Source organism: Streptococcus sp. 714 (assembly GCF_013277115.1).
Taxonomy (GTDB): Bacteria; Bacillota; Bacilli; order Lactobacillales; family Streptococcaceae; genus Streptococcus.
Genome location: NZ_VMMH01000008.1, coordinates 38,331 through 54,719 on the forward strand (window position 1 = coordinate 38,331; position 16,389 = coordinate 54,719).

12 protein-coding genes are annotated in these 16,389 nt (G+C 40.2%); all 12 read left to right on the top strand.

Annotation, left to right across the window (positions count from 1 at the left end; translation table 11 throughout):
* Window positions 1-28 precede the first annotated feature (28 nt).
* The 12 genes from acpS (at window position 29) to HT718_RS03090 (ending at window position 16,361) form a co-directional block, all read left to right on the top strand.
* The gene (gene acpS / locus HT718_RS03035) at window positions 29-391 is read left to right on the top strand and encodes a holo-ACP synthase (RefSeq protein ID WP_173267356.1); all 363 of its coding nucleotides are present in this window, start codon (window positions 29-31) and stop codon (window positions 389-391) included.
* Window positions 381-1,484: an alanine racemase gene (gene alr, locus HT718_RS03040; protein ID WP_173267211.1), complete on the top strand. Its 1,104-nt coding sequence runs from the start codon at window positions 381-383 to the stop codon at window positions 1,482-1,484. The genes acpS and alr overlap by 11 nt, the downstream gene beginning before the upstream one ends.
* Window positions 1,475-3,517 (top strand): ATP-dependent DNA helicase RecG, encoded by a 2,043-nt coding sequence (recG, locus tag HT718_RS03045; protein ID WP_345890256.1) that lies wholly within the window; start codon window positions 1,475-1,477, stop codon window positions 3,515-3,517. The genes alr and recG overlap by 10 nt, the downstream gene beginning before the upstream one ends.
* Before the next feature lie 417 nt (window positions 3,518-3,934).
* Complete coding sequence (locus tag HT718_RS03050; protein WP_000894827.1) at window positions 3,935-4,417, top strand: hotdog domain-containing protein; 483 nt, start codon at window positions 3,935-3,937, stop codon at window positions 4,415-4,417.
* Window positions 4,418-4,718: 301 nt separating this feature from the next.
* Window positions 4,719-5,699, top strand: a complete 981-nt coding sequence (locus tag HT718_RS03055) for an acetylxylan esterase (RefSeq protein ID WP_173267216.1) — start codon at window positions 4,719-4,721, stop codon at window positions 5,697-5,699.
* Between the two features lie 565 nt (window positions 5,700-6,264).
* The gene (locus tag HT718_RS03060) at window positions 6,265-9,864 is read left to right on the top strand and encodes an SIALI-17 repeat-containing surface protein (protein ID WP_173267218.1); all 3,600 of its coding nucleotides are present in this window, start codon (window positions 6,265-6,267) and stop codon (window positions 9,862-9,864) included.
* A gap of 290 nt (window positions 9,865-10,154) precedes the next feature.
* Entirely contained in the window at window positions 10,155-10,853 is a 699-nt protein-coding gene (locus tag HT718_RS03065) for an N-acetylmannosamine-6-phosphate 2-epimerase (protein ID WP_001135675.1), read from the top strand.
* A gap of 19 nt (window positions 10,854-10,872) precedes the next feature.
* Entirely contained in the window at window positions 10,873-12,390 is a 1,518-nt protein-coding gene (locus HT718_RS03070; protein WP_173267220.1) for a PTS transporter subunit EIIC, read from the top strand.
* A 121-nt stretch (window positions 12,391-12,511) separates the two neighbouring features.
* A complete protein-coding gene (locus HT718_RS03075) occupies window positions 12,512-13,840 on the top strand; it encodes an ABC transporter substrate-binding protein (protein ID WP_173267222.1) in 1,329 nt (442 codons plus the stop codon).
* A gap of 221 nt (window positions 13,841-14,061) precedes the next feature.
* The gene (locus HT718_RS03080; protein ID WP_162489245.1) at window positions 14,062-14,928 is read left to right on the top strand and encodes a sugar ABC transporter permease; all 867 of its coding nucleotides are present in this window, start codon (window positions 14,062-14,064) and stop codon (window positions 14,926-14,928) included.
* Between the two features lie 15 nt (window positions 14,929-14,943).
* Window positions 14,944-15,783 (top strand): carbohydrate ABC transporter permease, encoded by an 840-nt coding sequence (locus tag HT718_RS03085; protein ID WP_033676563.1) that lies wholly within the window; start codon window positions 14,944-14,946, stop codon window positions 15,781-15,783.
* 125 nt (window positions 15,784-15,908) lie between these two features.
* Window positions 15,909-16,361, top strand: a complete 453-nt coding sequence (locus HT718_RS03090; protein WP_020900414.1) for a YhcH/YjgK/YiaL family protein — start codon at window positions 15,909-15,911, stop codon at window positions 16,359-16,361.
* Window positions 16,362-16,389 lie beyond the last annotated feature (28 nt).

The following is a 16,389-nucleotide window of genomic DNA, read 5'->3' on the forward strand; positions in this document are numbered from 1 at the left end:
TGGGGAATCTCAACTCCTTTTGATGAGAATGATAGTTGGACACGGAATTGATATTGAAGAATTGGCTTCGATAGAAAGCGCAGTTACACGACATGAAGGTTTTGCCAAGCGCGTGCTGACCGCTAAGGAAATGGAACGATTTAACAGTCTTGAAGGGCGCAGGCAGATTGAATATTTGGCTGGTCGCTGGTCCGCTAAAGAAGCCTTTTCTAAGGCAATGGGAACTGGCATTGGAAAGCTCGGTTTTCAAGATTTGGAAGTCTTGAATAATGAACGCGGGGCGCCTTATTTTAGTCAGTCACCATTTTCAGGAAAGATTTGGCTGTCTATCAGCCATACAGCTCAGTTTGTGACAGCCAGTGTCATTTTGGAGGAAAATCATGAAAGCTAGTCCGCATAGACCAACCAAGGCTCTGATTCATCTGGGAGCTATTCGACAAAATATTCAGCAAATGGGGGCTCATATCCCTCAAGGAACGCTCAAGTGGGCTGTGGTCAAGGCTAATGCTTATGGCCATGGGGCTGTTGCCGTTGCCAAGGCAATTCAGGATGATGTTGATGGTTTTTGCGTTTCCAATATTGATGAAGCCATTGAACTTAGACAAGCTGGACTCAGGAAGAAAATCCTCATTTTAGGAGTTTCTGAGCTAGAAGCTGTTACTCTAGCTAAAGAATACGACATCACCTTGACTGTGGCCGGACTGGAGTGGATTCAAGTACTCTTAGATAAGGAATCAGACCTAACTGGATTGACAGTCCACCTCAAGATTGATTCAGGAATGGGACGTATTGGTTTTCGAGAGGCTAGTGAAGCTGAGCAGACTCAAGACCTGCTTCAACAATACGGTGCTTGTGTTGAAGGGGTTTTTACCCACTTTGCTACTGCAGACGAGGAATCAGATGACTACTTTAATGTCCAGTTAGAACGGTTTAAAACTATTTTGGCTAGTATGAAAGAAGTCCCAGAGCTGATCCATGCCAGCAATTCGGCAACGACTCTTTGGCATGCAGAGACTATTTTCAATGCGGTTCGTATGGGAGATGCTATGTATGGTCTCAATCCAAGTGGAGATGTTTTGGACTTGCCCTATGACCTGACTCCAGCCTTGACCTTGGAGTCTGCTCTGGTTCATGTTAAGACGGTTCCAGCTGGAGCTTGCATGGGCTATGGAGCGACCTATCAGGCAGATAGCGAGCAAGTCATTGCGACGGTGCCAATCGGCTATGCGGATGGATGGACACGAGACCTGCAGAATTTTTCTGTCTTGGTAGATGGGCAAGCCTGCCCAATCGTCGGACGAGTTTCTATGGACCAAATCACCATTCGTCTGCCTAAGCCTTATCCGCTAGGAACCAAGGTAACTTTGATTGGTTCTAACGGGGGCAAGGAAATCACAGCTACTCAGGTAGCGACCTACCGTGGAACTATTAACTATGAAGTAGTTTGTCTTCTCAGCGACCGCATTCCGAGAGAATATTATTAAAAAGAAAGGAGTGGAGCATGAATCTACATCAACCCTTGCATGTCTTACCTGGTGTGGGACCAAAGTCAGCAGAAAAATACGCCAAACTAGAAATTGAAAACTTGCAAGACCTCTTGCTCTACTTTCCTTTCCGATATGAAGATTTCAAGACCAAGCAGGTGCTGGAGCTAGAAGACGGTGAAAAGGCGGTTCTGTCTGGACAAGTCGTGACTCCTGCCAGTGTCCAGTATTATGGTTTCAAGCGCAATCGCCTGCGTTTTAGCCTCAAGCAGGGAGAAGTTGTTTTTTCGGTGAATTTCTTTAACCAGCCCTATCTGGCTGATAAGATAGAGTTGGGAGCAACCCTTGCTGTCTTTGGAAAATGGGACCGCGCCAAGGCGAGTCTGACAGGGATGAAGGTCCTGGCTCAGGTAGAGGATGATCTACAGCCTGTCTATCGTCTGGCTCAGGGAATCAGTCAAGCCAGTCTGGTAAAGGTCATCAAGACAGCCTTTGATCAGGGACTGGACCTCTTGATAGAAGAAAATCTTCCCCAGTCTTTGCTGGACAAATACAAACTTATGTCCCGTTGTCAGGCCGTTCGTGCCATGCATTTTCCTAAGGATTTGGCAGAATACAAGCAGGCCCTTCGCCGTATCAAGTTTGAGGAACTCTTTTATTTCCAAATGCAATTGCAGACCCTCAAGTTTGAAAATAGAGTTCAGGGAAGCGGTTTGGTTCTGGATTGGTCTCAGGAAAAAGTGACGGCTGTTAAAGAAAGTCTGCCTTTTGCCCTGACTTCAGCTCAAGAAAAGAGTTTGCAAGAAATTTTGATCGACATGAAGTCGGACCACCACATGAATCGTCTCCTGCAAGGGGATGTGGGGAGTGGAAAAACAGTCGTCGCTGGCTTGGCCATGTTTGCGGCGGTGACAGCTGGCTATCAGGCAGCCCTCATGGTACCGACAGAAATCCTTGCAGAGCAACACTTTGAGAGTTTGAAGAGTCTCTTCCCAGCTCTAAAACTGGCTCTCTTGACAGGTTCCTTGAAGTCTGCAGAAAAGAGAGAAGTTTTGGAGAAAATCGCCAAGGGTGAGGCTGATTTGATTATAGGAACTCACGCTCTGATACAGGATGGGGTGGAGTATGCTCGTCTTGGTTTGGTTATTATCGATGAGCAGCACCGTTTTGGTGTGGGGCAAAGGCGGATTTTACGGGAAAAAGGCGACAATCCAGACGTACTCATGATGACGGCAACTCCCATTCCACGGACGCTGGCCATCACAGCCTTTGGAGATATGGATGTTTCCATTATCGACCAGATGCCAGCAGGACGGAAGCCTATTGTGACACGTTGGATTAAGCATGAGCAACTACCACAGGTCTTGACTTGGTTAGAGGGGGAACTCCAAAAAGGTTCTCAAGCCTATGTCATCTCTCCCTTGATTGAAGAATCAGAAGCTCTGGATTTAAAAAATGCCATTGCCTTATCAGAAGAGTTGACGGCTCATTTTGCAGGTAAGGCAGAGGTGGCTCTTTTACATGGTAAGATGAAGAGTGATGAAAAAGACCAGATTATGCAGGAGTTCAAAGAGAGAAAAACGGATATTCTGGTTTCGACGACGGTTATCGAGGTCGGGGTCAATGTTCCCAATGCGACCGTCATGATTATCATGGATGCCGATCGCTTCGGTCTCAGCCAGCTTCACCAGCTTAGAGGTCGTGTCGGTCGAGGAGATAAGCAGTCTTATGCAGTGCTCGTTGCTAATCCCAAGACGGATTCTGGGAAAGACCGTATGCGCATCATGACTGAAACCACCAATGGATTTGTCCTTGCGGAGGAAGATTTGAAAATGCGTGGTTCTGGTGAGATTTTTGGAACCAGACAGTCAGGTCTCCCAGAGTTCCAAGTGGCTGATATTATCGAAGATTTTCCGATTTTAGAAGAAGCCAGAAAGGTTGCTAGTTACATTAGTTCGATAGAAGGTTGGCAAGAGGATCCGGAATGGCGCATGATTGCCCTTCATATGGAAAAGAAAGAACATTTAGATTAATACTCTTCGAAAATCAAATTTAAACCACGTCAACGTCGCCTTGCCGTACTCAAGTACAGCCTGCGGCTAGTTTCCTAGTTTGCTCTTTGATTTTCATTGAGTATAAGCTTTCTCTAAGGAAATCTTAAGCTAGCTTTCAGGTTTGCCCCTTATACTAGAGTCATCAAAAAGAAACGAGGACTCTCACATGACAGTAACGATTAAAGTAAATTACCAAACCACTTTCCAAAAGAAAGAAGCAACAAAATAAGATTGAACAGGCGAAAAAGGGCAGAAATGCTCTTTTTATTTTTATGAAATAATCGGCTATAAATCAAACTTAGTCAAGTGATAAAAAGATATTAGTCTTCCAGTCTATTTACTCTTTGACAGAAGCTTGATATAATGACCCCATCTGAATAAGGAGGAGTGAAAAGAATGTTAGAAACAAGAACGATTGCTATTCAGGATAGGTATGGAGAACGCTTCCAGCATTGTTGGGGGTGCGGCCCAAAGAATGATTTGGGTTTACATTTAAAAACCTATCCAAGTCTGGATGGGGAGCGTTGTATTAGTCGGATAAAGCTTGAAAATGCTTATACTGGCGGAGTTCCATCAAATGTCTTTGGAGGAATGATAGCGACTATTTTTGATTGCCATGGAACAGCGTCCGCTGCATGGTTTGCTCACCATCAAAAAGGTTTGGAATTGACAGACGAAACAGTTATCGGTCGCTTCATCACAGCTCATTTAGAAGTTGACTACCTTAGCCCAACCCCAATTGACGATGAAATTGTTGTTATTTCTACTCTGGAGGAATTAGGAGAAAGAAAGGCAATTATTTCTATGGAGATGTCAGTGGCGGGTAAAGTCCGTGCAAAAGCCAAAATGGTAGCAGTAGCTGTGAAGGATCATATGTAAAACTGAATACTAGAAGTTTAAGATTGCCTTCAGATGATAGGTTTGAGGGAGGAAAAGCTAAATTCACTTTCTATTTATACTTAATGAAAATCAAAGAGCAAACTAGGAAACTAGCCGTAGGTTGCTCAAAGCACTGCGTTGAGATTGTAGATAAGACTGACCAAGTCAGTTACATATATAATCCAAGGCGACGTTGACGTGGTTTGAAGAGATTTTCGAAGAGTATTACCCTTCTTTCTTGCATTGATTTCTTATATATGCTACAGTGGTGGTAGCGATTACAAAATTTAAGGAGCATGTTATGAAACATCCAGCTTTGTTAGAAGAAATCAAGACTTATAGAGGACGGGATGAGGTTCCAGAAGATTTTGATGTTTTCTGGGATGGGGAAGTGAAAAAAGTTTCAACTCTTCCAGCCTACCAGTTGGAGGAAAGAGATTTCTGCATTCCTCAAGTCAAGTGCTATGAGTTAACATTTGAAGGAACCAATGAAGGAAAGGTCTACGCACGCGTCGTTCTTCCAAAGAGTGAGGAGAAGGTTCCGATAATCTTCCATTTCCATGGTTATATGGGACGTGGCTGGGACTGGGCTGACATGCTGGCCTATACCGTGTCTGGTTACGGTGTTGTCTCCATGGATGTGCGGGGCCAGTCAGGTTACTCGCAAGACGGTTTGCGTTCTCCTCTTGGAAATACCGTTAAGGGGCATATCATCCGTGGTGCTGTGGAAGGTCGGGAGCATCTCTTTTATAAGGATGTTTATCTGGATATTTACCAGTTGGTTGAGATTATTGCCAATCTGCCTCAGGTTGATGAGAAGCGTCTTTCTAGCTATGGTGCCTCACAAGGAGGGGCTCTAGCTCTAGTTGCAGCAGCGCTCAATCCTCGGATTCAGAAAACAGTTACCATCTATCCCTTCTTATCAGACTTTAGACGAGTGCTTGAGATTGGTAATACAAGTGAAGCCTACGACGAACTGTTCCGTTATTTCAAGTTCCATGATCCCTTCCATGAAACTGAGGAGGAAATCATGGCGACCCTTGCCTATATCGATGTGAAAAATCTTGCTCATCGTATCAAGGGTGAGGTCAAGATGATTACGGGCTTGGACGATGATGTTTGCTATCCTATTACCCAGTTTGCGATATACAACCGTCTGACCTGCGATAAGGCCTATCGCATCATGCCTGAGTATGCCCACGAAGCCATGAATGTCTTTGTCAATGACCAAGTCTACAACTGGCTATGTGGTAGCGAGATACCTTTTAAGTATGTGAAGTGATGAATGAGAGAGTCTAGTAGCTCTCTTTTTGTATAGAGTCTAGTCAGCAAATATTCTAGTTCACATATACTTTGAAATTCATACTCTTCGAAAATCTCTTCAAACCACGGCAACTTTATCTGCAAGCTCAAAACAGTGTCTTGAGCAGCCTGCGGCTAGCTTTCTAGTTTGCTTTTTGATTTTTATTGAGTATGAGTTTTTTTCTTGACCTTGGTGTAAAACAATTCATTTTGCTATCTAGTTTGGTATAAGTTCTTTCAAGACATTGGAAAGCGTCTGTAAAATGTGTTATAATTTATAAGAAAATATACAGTTTCGCTACAAATGAACATTTATATATAAGTTTATGTATAACTTAGTTTTCTGATTAGGATAATATCTTATAAAAAACTATATTCTTGGAGATACAGTACTTAAATATCATTTGTAAAGTAGCAAAATAGTCTATGTCTATTTTTATTGTAAGAATCAAAATAGAGAGTGTTATGCTAATGGAAACTGTAATATTTTATTTTTTAGAATATATTTGGATAAATTAACTTTGAAAGTTAAAGTGAGGTAATATATGTTTGTATGTTTAAAGGGTTTAGGGAAATTTCGTAAATCCAAAGCTTATGGTTTGGTTGGTTGTTTGACACTATCCGCAGTGATTGGCTTAGCTGCACCAGAGTTACCAGTTATTGGTGGCGGGGTTGTTTATGCTGATGTCATTCAAGGCGGTGGCGATATTCACGATGTGGATGTTCATAGTAAATCTGCAGAAGGTGTTGCTATGACTTACACAACTTATGACAGTGGAACGAGTGGAAAACAAACCGCATCAGGTAGCGGTGTATTCGTAGCGCCGAATGTGATGGTAACAGTAGCTCATAACTACTATGATAAAAACCAAGAGGATAAGTCTGCGGTCTTGCGTGGTGGGGAGTCTGCTCGTAGTTATGTTGTAATGAACTCGGAAAAGGAGAAAAGCAATAAAGTACCTACTTCAGGGGTATCAGAAGCTCTTGAAAAAGACTCTATTCACTTGTATAACGGCAAAGACTTTGGTAAAGACTATAGCAACGACTTAGCAGTAGTGGTAACTAAAAAGCCTGTAGAAGCTATGACAGGGGGAGAAGACTCCCCAAGAGAGTTGAGTCATAAAGAGGTTTCTACTGGTGATAAAATCACTATGGTCGGCTATCCTAATGATTTTTCTACTCCAAATTTAAGTAAAGAAAATAAAGCTCGCTTGAAAGACGGTAAGGCTTATTCAGTCTCAACAACTGTGAGCAGTATCAATAAAGAGAGTGGTGCAGTCACTTATCATTCCTCAGCTTTAGGAGGTTTTTCAGGTGCTCCTTTGTTTAATGATAAGGGAGAGGTAGTCGGTATCCACCAGCACGGAACGAATACTTCAAACGCTCCTGAGAGTGAGCGTATTGGCGGTGGTACTATCTTTACGGACAAGCACAGAGCTTGGATTCGTTCTATGATTGATAAATATGGTATAAAAGGTTGGTATATAGATGGTGCAAACCGTTACTACTATGATGAAAATCATATAGCTTTAAAAGATGTAGAGTCTGAGATTGACGGTGCTTTGTATAGTTTTGATGAAAAAGGTCGAGCTACTTTAGTAAAAGGTGAAGAAAAAGGTCGTGTTCTACTTCGAGTGGAAGATACTAAAGGAACTCGTTTGATTTCAGATAAGGTTGTTCAGGAAGGTTCTGTTGGAAGTGGCTTGAATTTTCATTTAAGACAAAATCCAGACTTCAAACAGTTAATAGCAACTTCCCCAACAGCTAAAGTGGTATCCTATAACGGAGTGCCAATTAACAAACTAGCAAGTGATACTACTTGGTCTGATGACTATGTCAGTAAGTTAGCTTTAGGAGATACAATTATAAGAGCGGTAGTAGATTCGGTAACTCCTCCATCAACGTCTTCTTCGGATTTTGCAAGAACTGAAGTTGGTAAAGTCGATTTGAGTGGTAAATCGAATTTACCTGTACCTAGTAAAGAGGTGTTACAAGCTCCGAATGGCTCAGAAAATTTCTATGCTACAACGCACATTCAAACGCCAGATGGGTCGGGGTCAGGTACTTTAATTGCACCAAATTTGGTGTTAACAGTCGCTCATAATTTCTTAACAGTTAAAGGTTCTGAGGTAGTTACTAAATCTGGTCGTACCAATACAGTGTATAAAGCAACCTTACCGAATGGGTTGTCTGTGAATTTTTCAGATGATGATATTGTTTATTGGAATAAGAAAGACTCTGTATTTGGCTTTAAAAATGACTTAGCTTTGGTTCGGTTAAAAGAAGCAGTAAAAGGAGTAACTCCTGTAGAGGTTGTAAAACAATCTTCGAAAGTTGCAGAGGGGGATTCAGTTTCGGTCTATGGTTTTCCAGATAACAAGCTAAGTCCAGTTTTAGATAGCAAAGTAGTAGGAACTACAGACTTCGGTTCTGGAATAGAGGGAATTAGCTACGGAGGTACGAAACCTGGAGCGTCTGGTGGTGGTCTTTATAATGATAAAGGTGCTTTAATTGGAGTTCACCAAAATGGTGTTGTAGGAAGCCGTAGTGGTGGTTTGGTTTTATCAAAAGAGCAGCTGGATTGGGTTCGTTCTTATATTGAGGGTCAACCAAAAGCTCCTGTCTATGTGGAAGATAAAGAAGTGGAACCTTCTAAGAAGGATTCGGATAAGGATTTAGCTGGGAAATTAGATCCAAAAAAAGATAGTGGAAAAGAAGATTCTGGTATTTTAGGTACATCTGGTGACTTTGCAGCTCCTACAGTCGCTAAGCCAGAGTTTAAAGGTGGAGTTCCTTTCACTGAATCTCCTATACTGGAAATCCCAGAGTATATGGGTGTATTATCAACCTCAGGAGAAGAATCGGCCCCAACAGTTGAACAGCATGACTTTACAGGCGGAGTTAACGGAGGCGACTCACTTGTTACAGAAGTTCCAGAGTATAGCGGTATTATATCCACATTAGGAGATTCTCCAGCTCCTACAGTCGCTAAGCCAGAGTTTAAAGGTGGCGTGAATGGGGGCGACTCACTTGTTACAGAAGTTCCAGAGTATAGCGGTATTATATCCACATTAGGAGATTCTCCAGCTCCTACAGTAGCTAAGCCAGAGTTTACAGGTGGCGTGAATGGGGGTGACTCACTTGTTACAGAAGTTCCAGAGTATAGCGGTATTATATCCATATTAGGTGATTTTCCAGCTCCTACAGTAGCTAAGCCAGAGTTTAAAGGCGGAGTGAATGGAGGCGACTCACTTGTTACAGAAGTTCCAGAGTATAGCGGTGTTCTATCCACATTAGGGGACTTTCCAGCTCCTACAATAGATAAGCCAGATTTTAGAGGCGGAATTAATGGTGCAGATGCTGATGTCCACCACCTTCCAGCTTTCACAGGTGGCGTGAATAGAGGTGAATCTCCGATACTAGAAATCCCAGAATATATGGGTCCATTATCAACCTCAGGAGAAGGAAGTTCAGTAGTGAAATCTACTGATAAACAAGTAAATAATAAAGACAGTAAGGATGAAGCAGAAACTAAGAATGTTATCACAGGAATTGCTAGTTCACAACGTATTTTAAAAAATGAAACAGGAAGTGTTCAAATTCAAGCTTCAGAAGAAGTATTGAAAAATGTGATAGATATTCAAATGAAAGAAGTTCAAGTTAGTGATTTAAGTTCATTAAACTACAAAGCATTTGATATCAAATTGAAGGATGTAAATGGCAGATATGTTAAACCTGAAGGAAAAGTCCTTGTTACTTTTGCTACAGATCAGTTCGTTGAGAATGTTTATGCTGTAGATCCAGAAGGAAAACTACACACTATTGAATTCGAACAAAAAGATGGAAAGATTATTTTTGAGACTAATAATTCTAGTATTTATGCGATGACTTTCCGACACTCCATTGACAATCCACCATTTAAAAATCCTACAGAAGATAACAAGGTTGAAGAAGTTTCACTGTCATCTAAATTGTTATCTACAAATGAAAACTCTGAATCGAATCGATTAGAGAATAAAGTAAGTAATAATGAACAGTCAATGTTACCAAATACAGGTGAGAATAAATCAATAACAACAGTTTTGCTTGGTTTTGTGGGAATGATCCTTGGAGTAATGATCTCCTATAAACAAAAAGACAGTTAACTTTGTCTGAAATCTCACTTTGAACTTCTATGTTAATCTAAAATAAACCAGTCTGGGGTCCTGTAAAAAGATGGGAATTCTAGACTGGTTTTATTGATATAGAAGTTTATAATAAGATTCGTAATTTTGAGTAATAGATACGGATATTTATGTTATCTGAAACTACTTTCAGAAACAGCTGTTCTATAAAATACTTTTGAAACTGAAATCTATTCCACGACAAAGTATTGAAAGCGCTTAACAAATGGTATATAATGACCTCATAAGAACAAAGAAAAGGAGGAAAGAGGATGCCACAGATTACTAAAGAAGCCTTGATTGCACAAATCAAAGATGGAATCATCGTTTCTTGTCAGGCCCTTCCTCACGAACCGCTTTATACAGAAGCGGGAGGAGTCATTCCCTTGCTGGTCAAAGCGGCTGAGCAAGGTGGAGCAGTCGGTATCCGAGCAAACAGTGTTCGTGATATCAAAGAAATAAAGGAGGTTACAAAACTTCCGATTATTGGGATAATCAAACGAGATTATCCGCCACAAGAACCCTTCATCACGGCTACCATGAAAGAAGTTGATGAATTGGCAGAACTGGACATCGAGGTGATTGCTCTGGATTGTACCAAGCGTGAACGCTACGATGGTTTGGAGATTCAAGAGTTTATTCGTCAGGTTAAGGAGAAATATCCGAACCAGCTCTTGATGGCTGATACAAGTACTTTTGAAGAAGGACTAGCAGCTGTTGAAGCAGGAATTGACTTTGTCGGAACAACCTTATCAGGATATACATCTTACAGTCCAAAAGTGGATGGTCCCGATTTCGAATTAATCAAAAAACTTTGTGATGCAGGCGTGGATGTCATTGCAGAAGGAAAAATTCATACACCAGAACAAGCCAAACAAATCCTTGGATATGGAGTGAGGGGCATTGTTGTTGGTGGCGCCATTACTAGACCAAAAGAGATTACAGAACGCTTTGTTGCTGGTCTCAAATAAGATGTGAGATGGGAGTTTTATGTTTAAAGTTTTACAAAAAATTGGAAAAGCTTTTATGTTACCTATAGCTATACTGCCTGCAGCAGGCCTACTTTTAGGTATTGGTGGAGCACTTTCAAATCCCACCACGATAGCAACTTATCCAATATTAAACAATAGTATTATTCAGTCAATATTCCAAGTAATGAGTTCCGCGGGAGAAGTTGTATTCAGTAATTTATCACTACTTCTATGTGTGGGACTATGTATTGGCTTAGCAAAACGAGATAAAGGAACTGCTGCGTTAGCAGCAGTAACTGGCTACTTAGTTATGACTGCAACTATCAAAGCTCTGGTAAAACTTTTTATGTCAGAAGGATCTGCAATTGATACTGGAGTTATTGGAGCATTAGTTGTCGGAATGATAGCTGTATATTTGCATAATCGATATAACAATATTCAATTACCTTCTGCTCTAGGATTTTTTGGAGGTTCACGCTTTGTTCCTATTGTCACATCTTTCTCTTCTATCTTAATTGGTTTTGTCTTCTTTGTTATTTGGCCACCTTTCCAACAACTTCTTGTTTCTACAGGTGGATATATTTCTCAGGCAGGACCAATTGGAACTTTCCTATATGGATTTTTAATGAGACTTTCTGGAGCAGTAGGCCTACATCATATGATTTACCCTATGTTTTGGTATACTGAACTTGGTGGTGTTGAAACTGTTGCAGGACAAACAGTGGTTGGAGCTCAAAAAATATTTTTTGCTCAATTAGCTGACCCAACTCATTCTGGATTGTTTACAGAAGGAACAAGGTTTTTTGCAGGTCGCTTTTCAACAATGATGTTCGGTTTACCGGCTGCTTGTCTAGCGATGTACCATAGTGTCCCTAAAAATCGTCGTAAAAAATACGCAGGTTTGTTTTTTGGAGTTGCTTTAACATCTTTTGTTACCGGTATTACAGAACCAATTGAATTTATGTTTCTGTTTGTCAGTCCCGTTTTATATGTTGTTCACGCATTTCTTGATGGTGTCAGCTTCTTTGTCGCAGACGTCTTAAATATTTCCATAGGAAACACATTCTCAGGAGGCGTAATTGATTTCACCTTATTTGGAATTTTGCAGGGGAATGATAAAACGAATTGGATTTTGCAGATTCCATTTGGACTTATTTGGAGTGTTTTGTATTATATTATTTTTAGATGGTTCATTACTCAGTTCAATGTGTTAACTCCAGGACGAGGAGAAGAAGTGGATTCTAAAGAAATTTCTGAACCTACAGACTCAACTCCAAATACTACAAATCATTTAAAACAGGATAGTATACAAATTATTAGAGCGTTGGGTGGATCAAATAATATAGAAGATGTAGATGCTTGTGTAACACGTTTACGTGTAGCTGTAAAAGAAGTTGATCAAGTTGATAAAGCACTTTTAAAACAAATAGGTGCAGTTGATGTCTTAGAAGTGAAGGGTGGAATTCAAGCAATCTATGGAGCAAAAGCGATCTTATATAAAAATAGTATTAATGAAATTTTAGGTGTTGATGATTAATAACTTATTTAATAAAAAAACAGAGGAGAGTGGTGAATGCGTCGGATAAAATGAAAACGTATACAAATGCAATCTAACTTATTATCCAATATGGATACGCTTATAAATTAGGAGAATACAAATGAAATTTAGAAAACTAGCTTGTACAGTACTTGCGGGTGCTGCGGTTCTTGGCCTTGCTGCATGTGGTAATTCTGGTGGAAGTAAAGATGCTGGAAAATCTGGTAGCGATAGTGGAAAAACAGAAATCACTTGGTGGGCATTCCCAGTCTTCACTCAAGAAAAAACTGGTGACGGTGTTGGAACATATGAAAAATCAATCATCGAAGCTTTTGAAAAAGCAAATCCAGATGTAAAAGTGAAATTGGAAACCATCGACTTCAAGTCTGGTCCTGAAAAAATCACAACAGCTATCGAAGCAGGGACAGCTCCAGACGTACTTTTTGACGCACCAGGACGTATCATCCAATACGGTAAAAATGGTAAATTAGCTGAATTGAATGATATTTTCACAGATGAATTTGTCAAAGATGTCAACAACGAAAACATTGTACAAGCAAGTAAGGCTGGAGATAAAGCTTACATGTATCCAATCAGTTCAGCTCCATTCTACATGGCTATGAACAAGAAAATGTTGGAAGAAGCTGGAGTTGCAAACCTTGTAAAAGAAGGTTGGACAACTGATGATTTTGAAAAAGTTTTGAAAGCGCTTAAAGACAAAGGCTACACACCAGGTTCATTGTTCAGTTCTGGTCAAGGGGGAGACCAAGGAACACGTGCCTTTATCTCAAACCTTTACGGCGGTTCTGTAACAGATAAAGATGTAACAAAATATACAACTGATGATCCTAAATTCGTCAAAGGTCTTGAAAAAGCAGCTAGCTGGATCAAAGACGGTTTATTGAACAATGGTTCACAATTTGACGGTGGAGCAGATATCCAAAACTTTGCTAACGGTCAAACATCTTACACAATCCTTTGGGCACCAGCTCAAAACGGTATCCAAGCTAAACTCTTGGAAGCAAGTAAAGTAGAAGTGGTAGAAGTACCATTCCCATCAGATTCAGGCAAACCAGCTCTTGAATACCTTGTAAACGGATTTGCAGTATTCAACAACAAAGACGACAAGAAAGTTGCAGCATCTAAGAAATTCATTCAATTTATTGCGGATGATAAAGAATGGGGTCCAAAAGACGTTGTTCGTACAGGTGCCTTCCCAGTTCGTACTTCATTTGGCAAACTTTATGAAGACAAACGTATGGAAACAATCAGTGGTTGGACTAAATACTACTCACCATACTACAACACTATCAATGGTTTTGCTGAAATGAGAACACTTTGGTTCCCAATGTTGCAATCTGTATCAAATGGTGACGAAAAACCAGCGGACGCTTTGAAAGCCTTCACTGAAAAAGCTAACGAAACAATTAAAAAAGCTACAAAACAATAAGCACTAAATCAGATTGATCCCTCCCTTTTCCCTGTGCATAGTCTATGTAAGAAAAGGGAGGATTTTGTTTGAAATGTAAGGAACTGTCACGAAATTAAAATGAAGTTCTTACATAAGCGAATCTTAAAAAATTTCATTTTGATTTTAAAACAGTTCAAGAAAGTCAAAAAATTATTCTATTTGAAAGAGAGGTGCCGACAGTGAAAGTTAATAAAATTCGTATGAGAGAAACTATTATTTCTTATGCTTTCCTAGCGCCAGTTTTATTCTTCTTCGTTGTCTTCGTTTTAGTACCAATGATTATGGGCTTCATCACAAGTTTCTTTAACTACTCTATGACTAGTTTTGAATTTGTGGGCTTAGATAACTATATCCGTATGTTTAAAGATCCTGTTTTTACAAAATCTTTGATTAACACAGTTATTTTGGTTGTTGGATCTGTACCGATTGTTGTTCTCTTTTCGCTCTTTGTGGCGTCGCAAACCTACCATCAAAATGCTATTGCCAGATCTTTCTACCGTTTCGTCTTCTTCCTTCCTGTTGTAACAGGTAGTGTTGCCGTAACAGTTGTTTGGAAATGGATTTATGACCCACTATCAGGGATTCTAAACTTTGTCCTTAAATCAAGTCATATCATCAGCCAGAATATTTCTTGGTTGGGAGATAAACACTGGGCATTACTGGCAATTATGATTATCCTCTTGACAACTTCAGTTGGTCAGCCGATTATCCTTTATATCGCTGCTATGGGGAATATTGACAATTCACTGGTTGAAGCGGCTCGTGTAGACGGTGCAACTGAATTTCAAGTTTTCTGGAAGATTAAATGGCCAAGCCTTCTTCCAACAACTCTTTATATCGCAATCATCACAACAATCAACTCATTCCAAGTTTTCGCCTTGATTCAGCTTTTGACATCTGGTGGGCCAAACTACTCAACAAGTACCTTGATGTACTACCTGTACGAAAAAGCCTTCCAATTGACAGAATACGGCTATGCCAACACAATTGGTGTCTTCTTGGCAGTCATGATTGCGATCGTAAGTTTTGTTCAATTTAAAGCACTCGGAAACGACGTAGAATATTAAAGAAAGGAGACGGCTATGCAATCTACACAAAAGAAACCTTTAACAGCTTTCACTGTTATTTCAACTATTATCTTGCTCTTGTTGACCGTGCTGTTTATCTTTCCATTCTACTGGATTTTGACAGGGGCATTCAAATCACAACCTGATACAATCGTTATTCCTCCTCAGTGGTTCCCTAAAATGCCAACCATGGAAAACTTCCAACAACTTATGGTGCAAAACCCTGCTATGCAGTGGATGTGGAACTCTGTGTTTATCTCATTGGTAACCATGTTCTTGGTCTGTGCAACCTCTTCTCTAGCAGGTTATGTATTGGCTAAAAAACGTTTCTATGGTCAACGTATCCTATTTGCCATCTTCATCGCTGCTATGGCTCTTCCAAAACAAGTTGTCCTTGTACCATTGGTACGTATCGTCAACTTCATGGGAATTCATGACACTCTTTGGGCGGTTATCTTGCCTTTGATTGGATGGCCATTTGGTGTCTTCCTCATGAAACAATTCAGCGAAAATATCCCAACAGAATTGCTTGAATCAGCCAAAATCGATGGTTGTGGTGAGATTCGTACTTTCTGGAGCGTAGCCTTCCCAATTGTGAAACCAGGATTTGCAGCCCTTGCAATCTTTACCTTCATCAATACATGGAACGACTACTTCATGCAGTTGGTTATGTTGACTTCACGTCAAAACTTGACCATCTCACTTGGGGTTGCAACTATGCAAGCTGAAATGGCAACCAACTATGGTTTGATCATGGCGGGTGCAGCTCTTGCAGCTGTGCCAATTGTAACAGTCTTCCTAGTCTTCCAAAAATCCTTCACTCAGGGTATTACTATGGGAGCTGTTAAAGGATAAGAAACGATTTCTTTTACAGTACAAATTTGCTATTGCTAGCATGATTTAAAAACCTCCGACAGTGAATGACACTGTTGGAGGTGTTAGTTTTAATCGCTTAATGACGATTTTTAAAGGGGAAAATAATGATTTTTGACGATTTAAAAAATATCACCTTTTATAAAGGAATTCATCCAAATCTTGACAAGGCAATTGATTATCTTTATGAACATCGTAAAGATTCATTCGAGTTAGGAAAATATGATATTGATGGGGATAAGGTTTTTCTAGTTGTTCAAGAAAATGTCCTAAATAAAGCTGAAAATGATCAGTTTGAACATCACAAGAACTATGCTGACTTACATTTGTTGGTAGAAGGTCATGAATATTCTAGCTACGGTTCACGTATCAAAGATGAAGCAGTAGCATTCGACGAAGCGAGTGACATTGGCTTTGTTCATTGTCATGAAAAATACCCACTCTTGTTGGGTTATCACAATTTTGCAATTTTCTTCCCAGGTGAACCACATCAACCAAATGGCTATGCAGGTATGGAAGATCAAGTTCGCAAGTATTTGTTTAAAATTTTGATTGATTAGAATTATAGGTAGAGATAGCTGATGACTA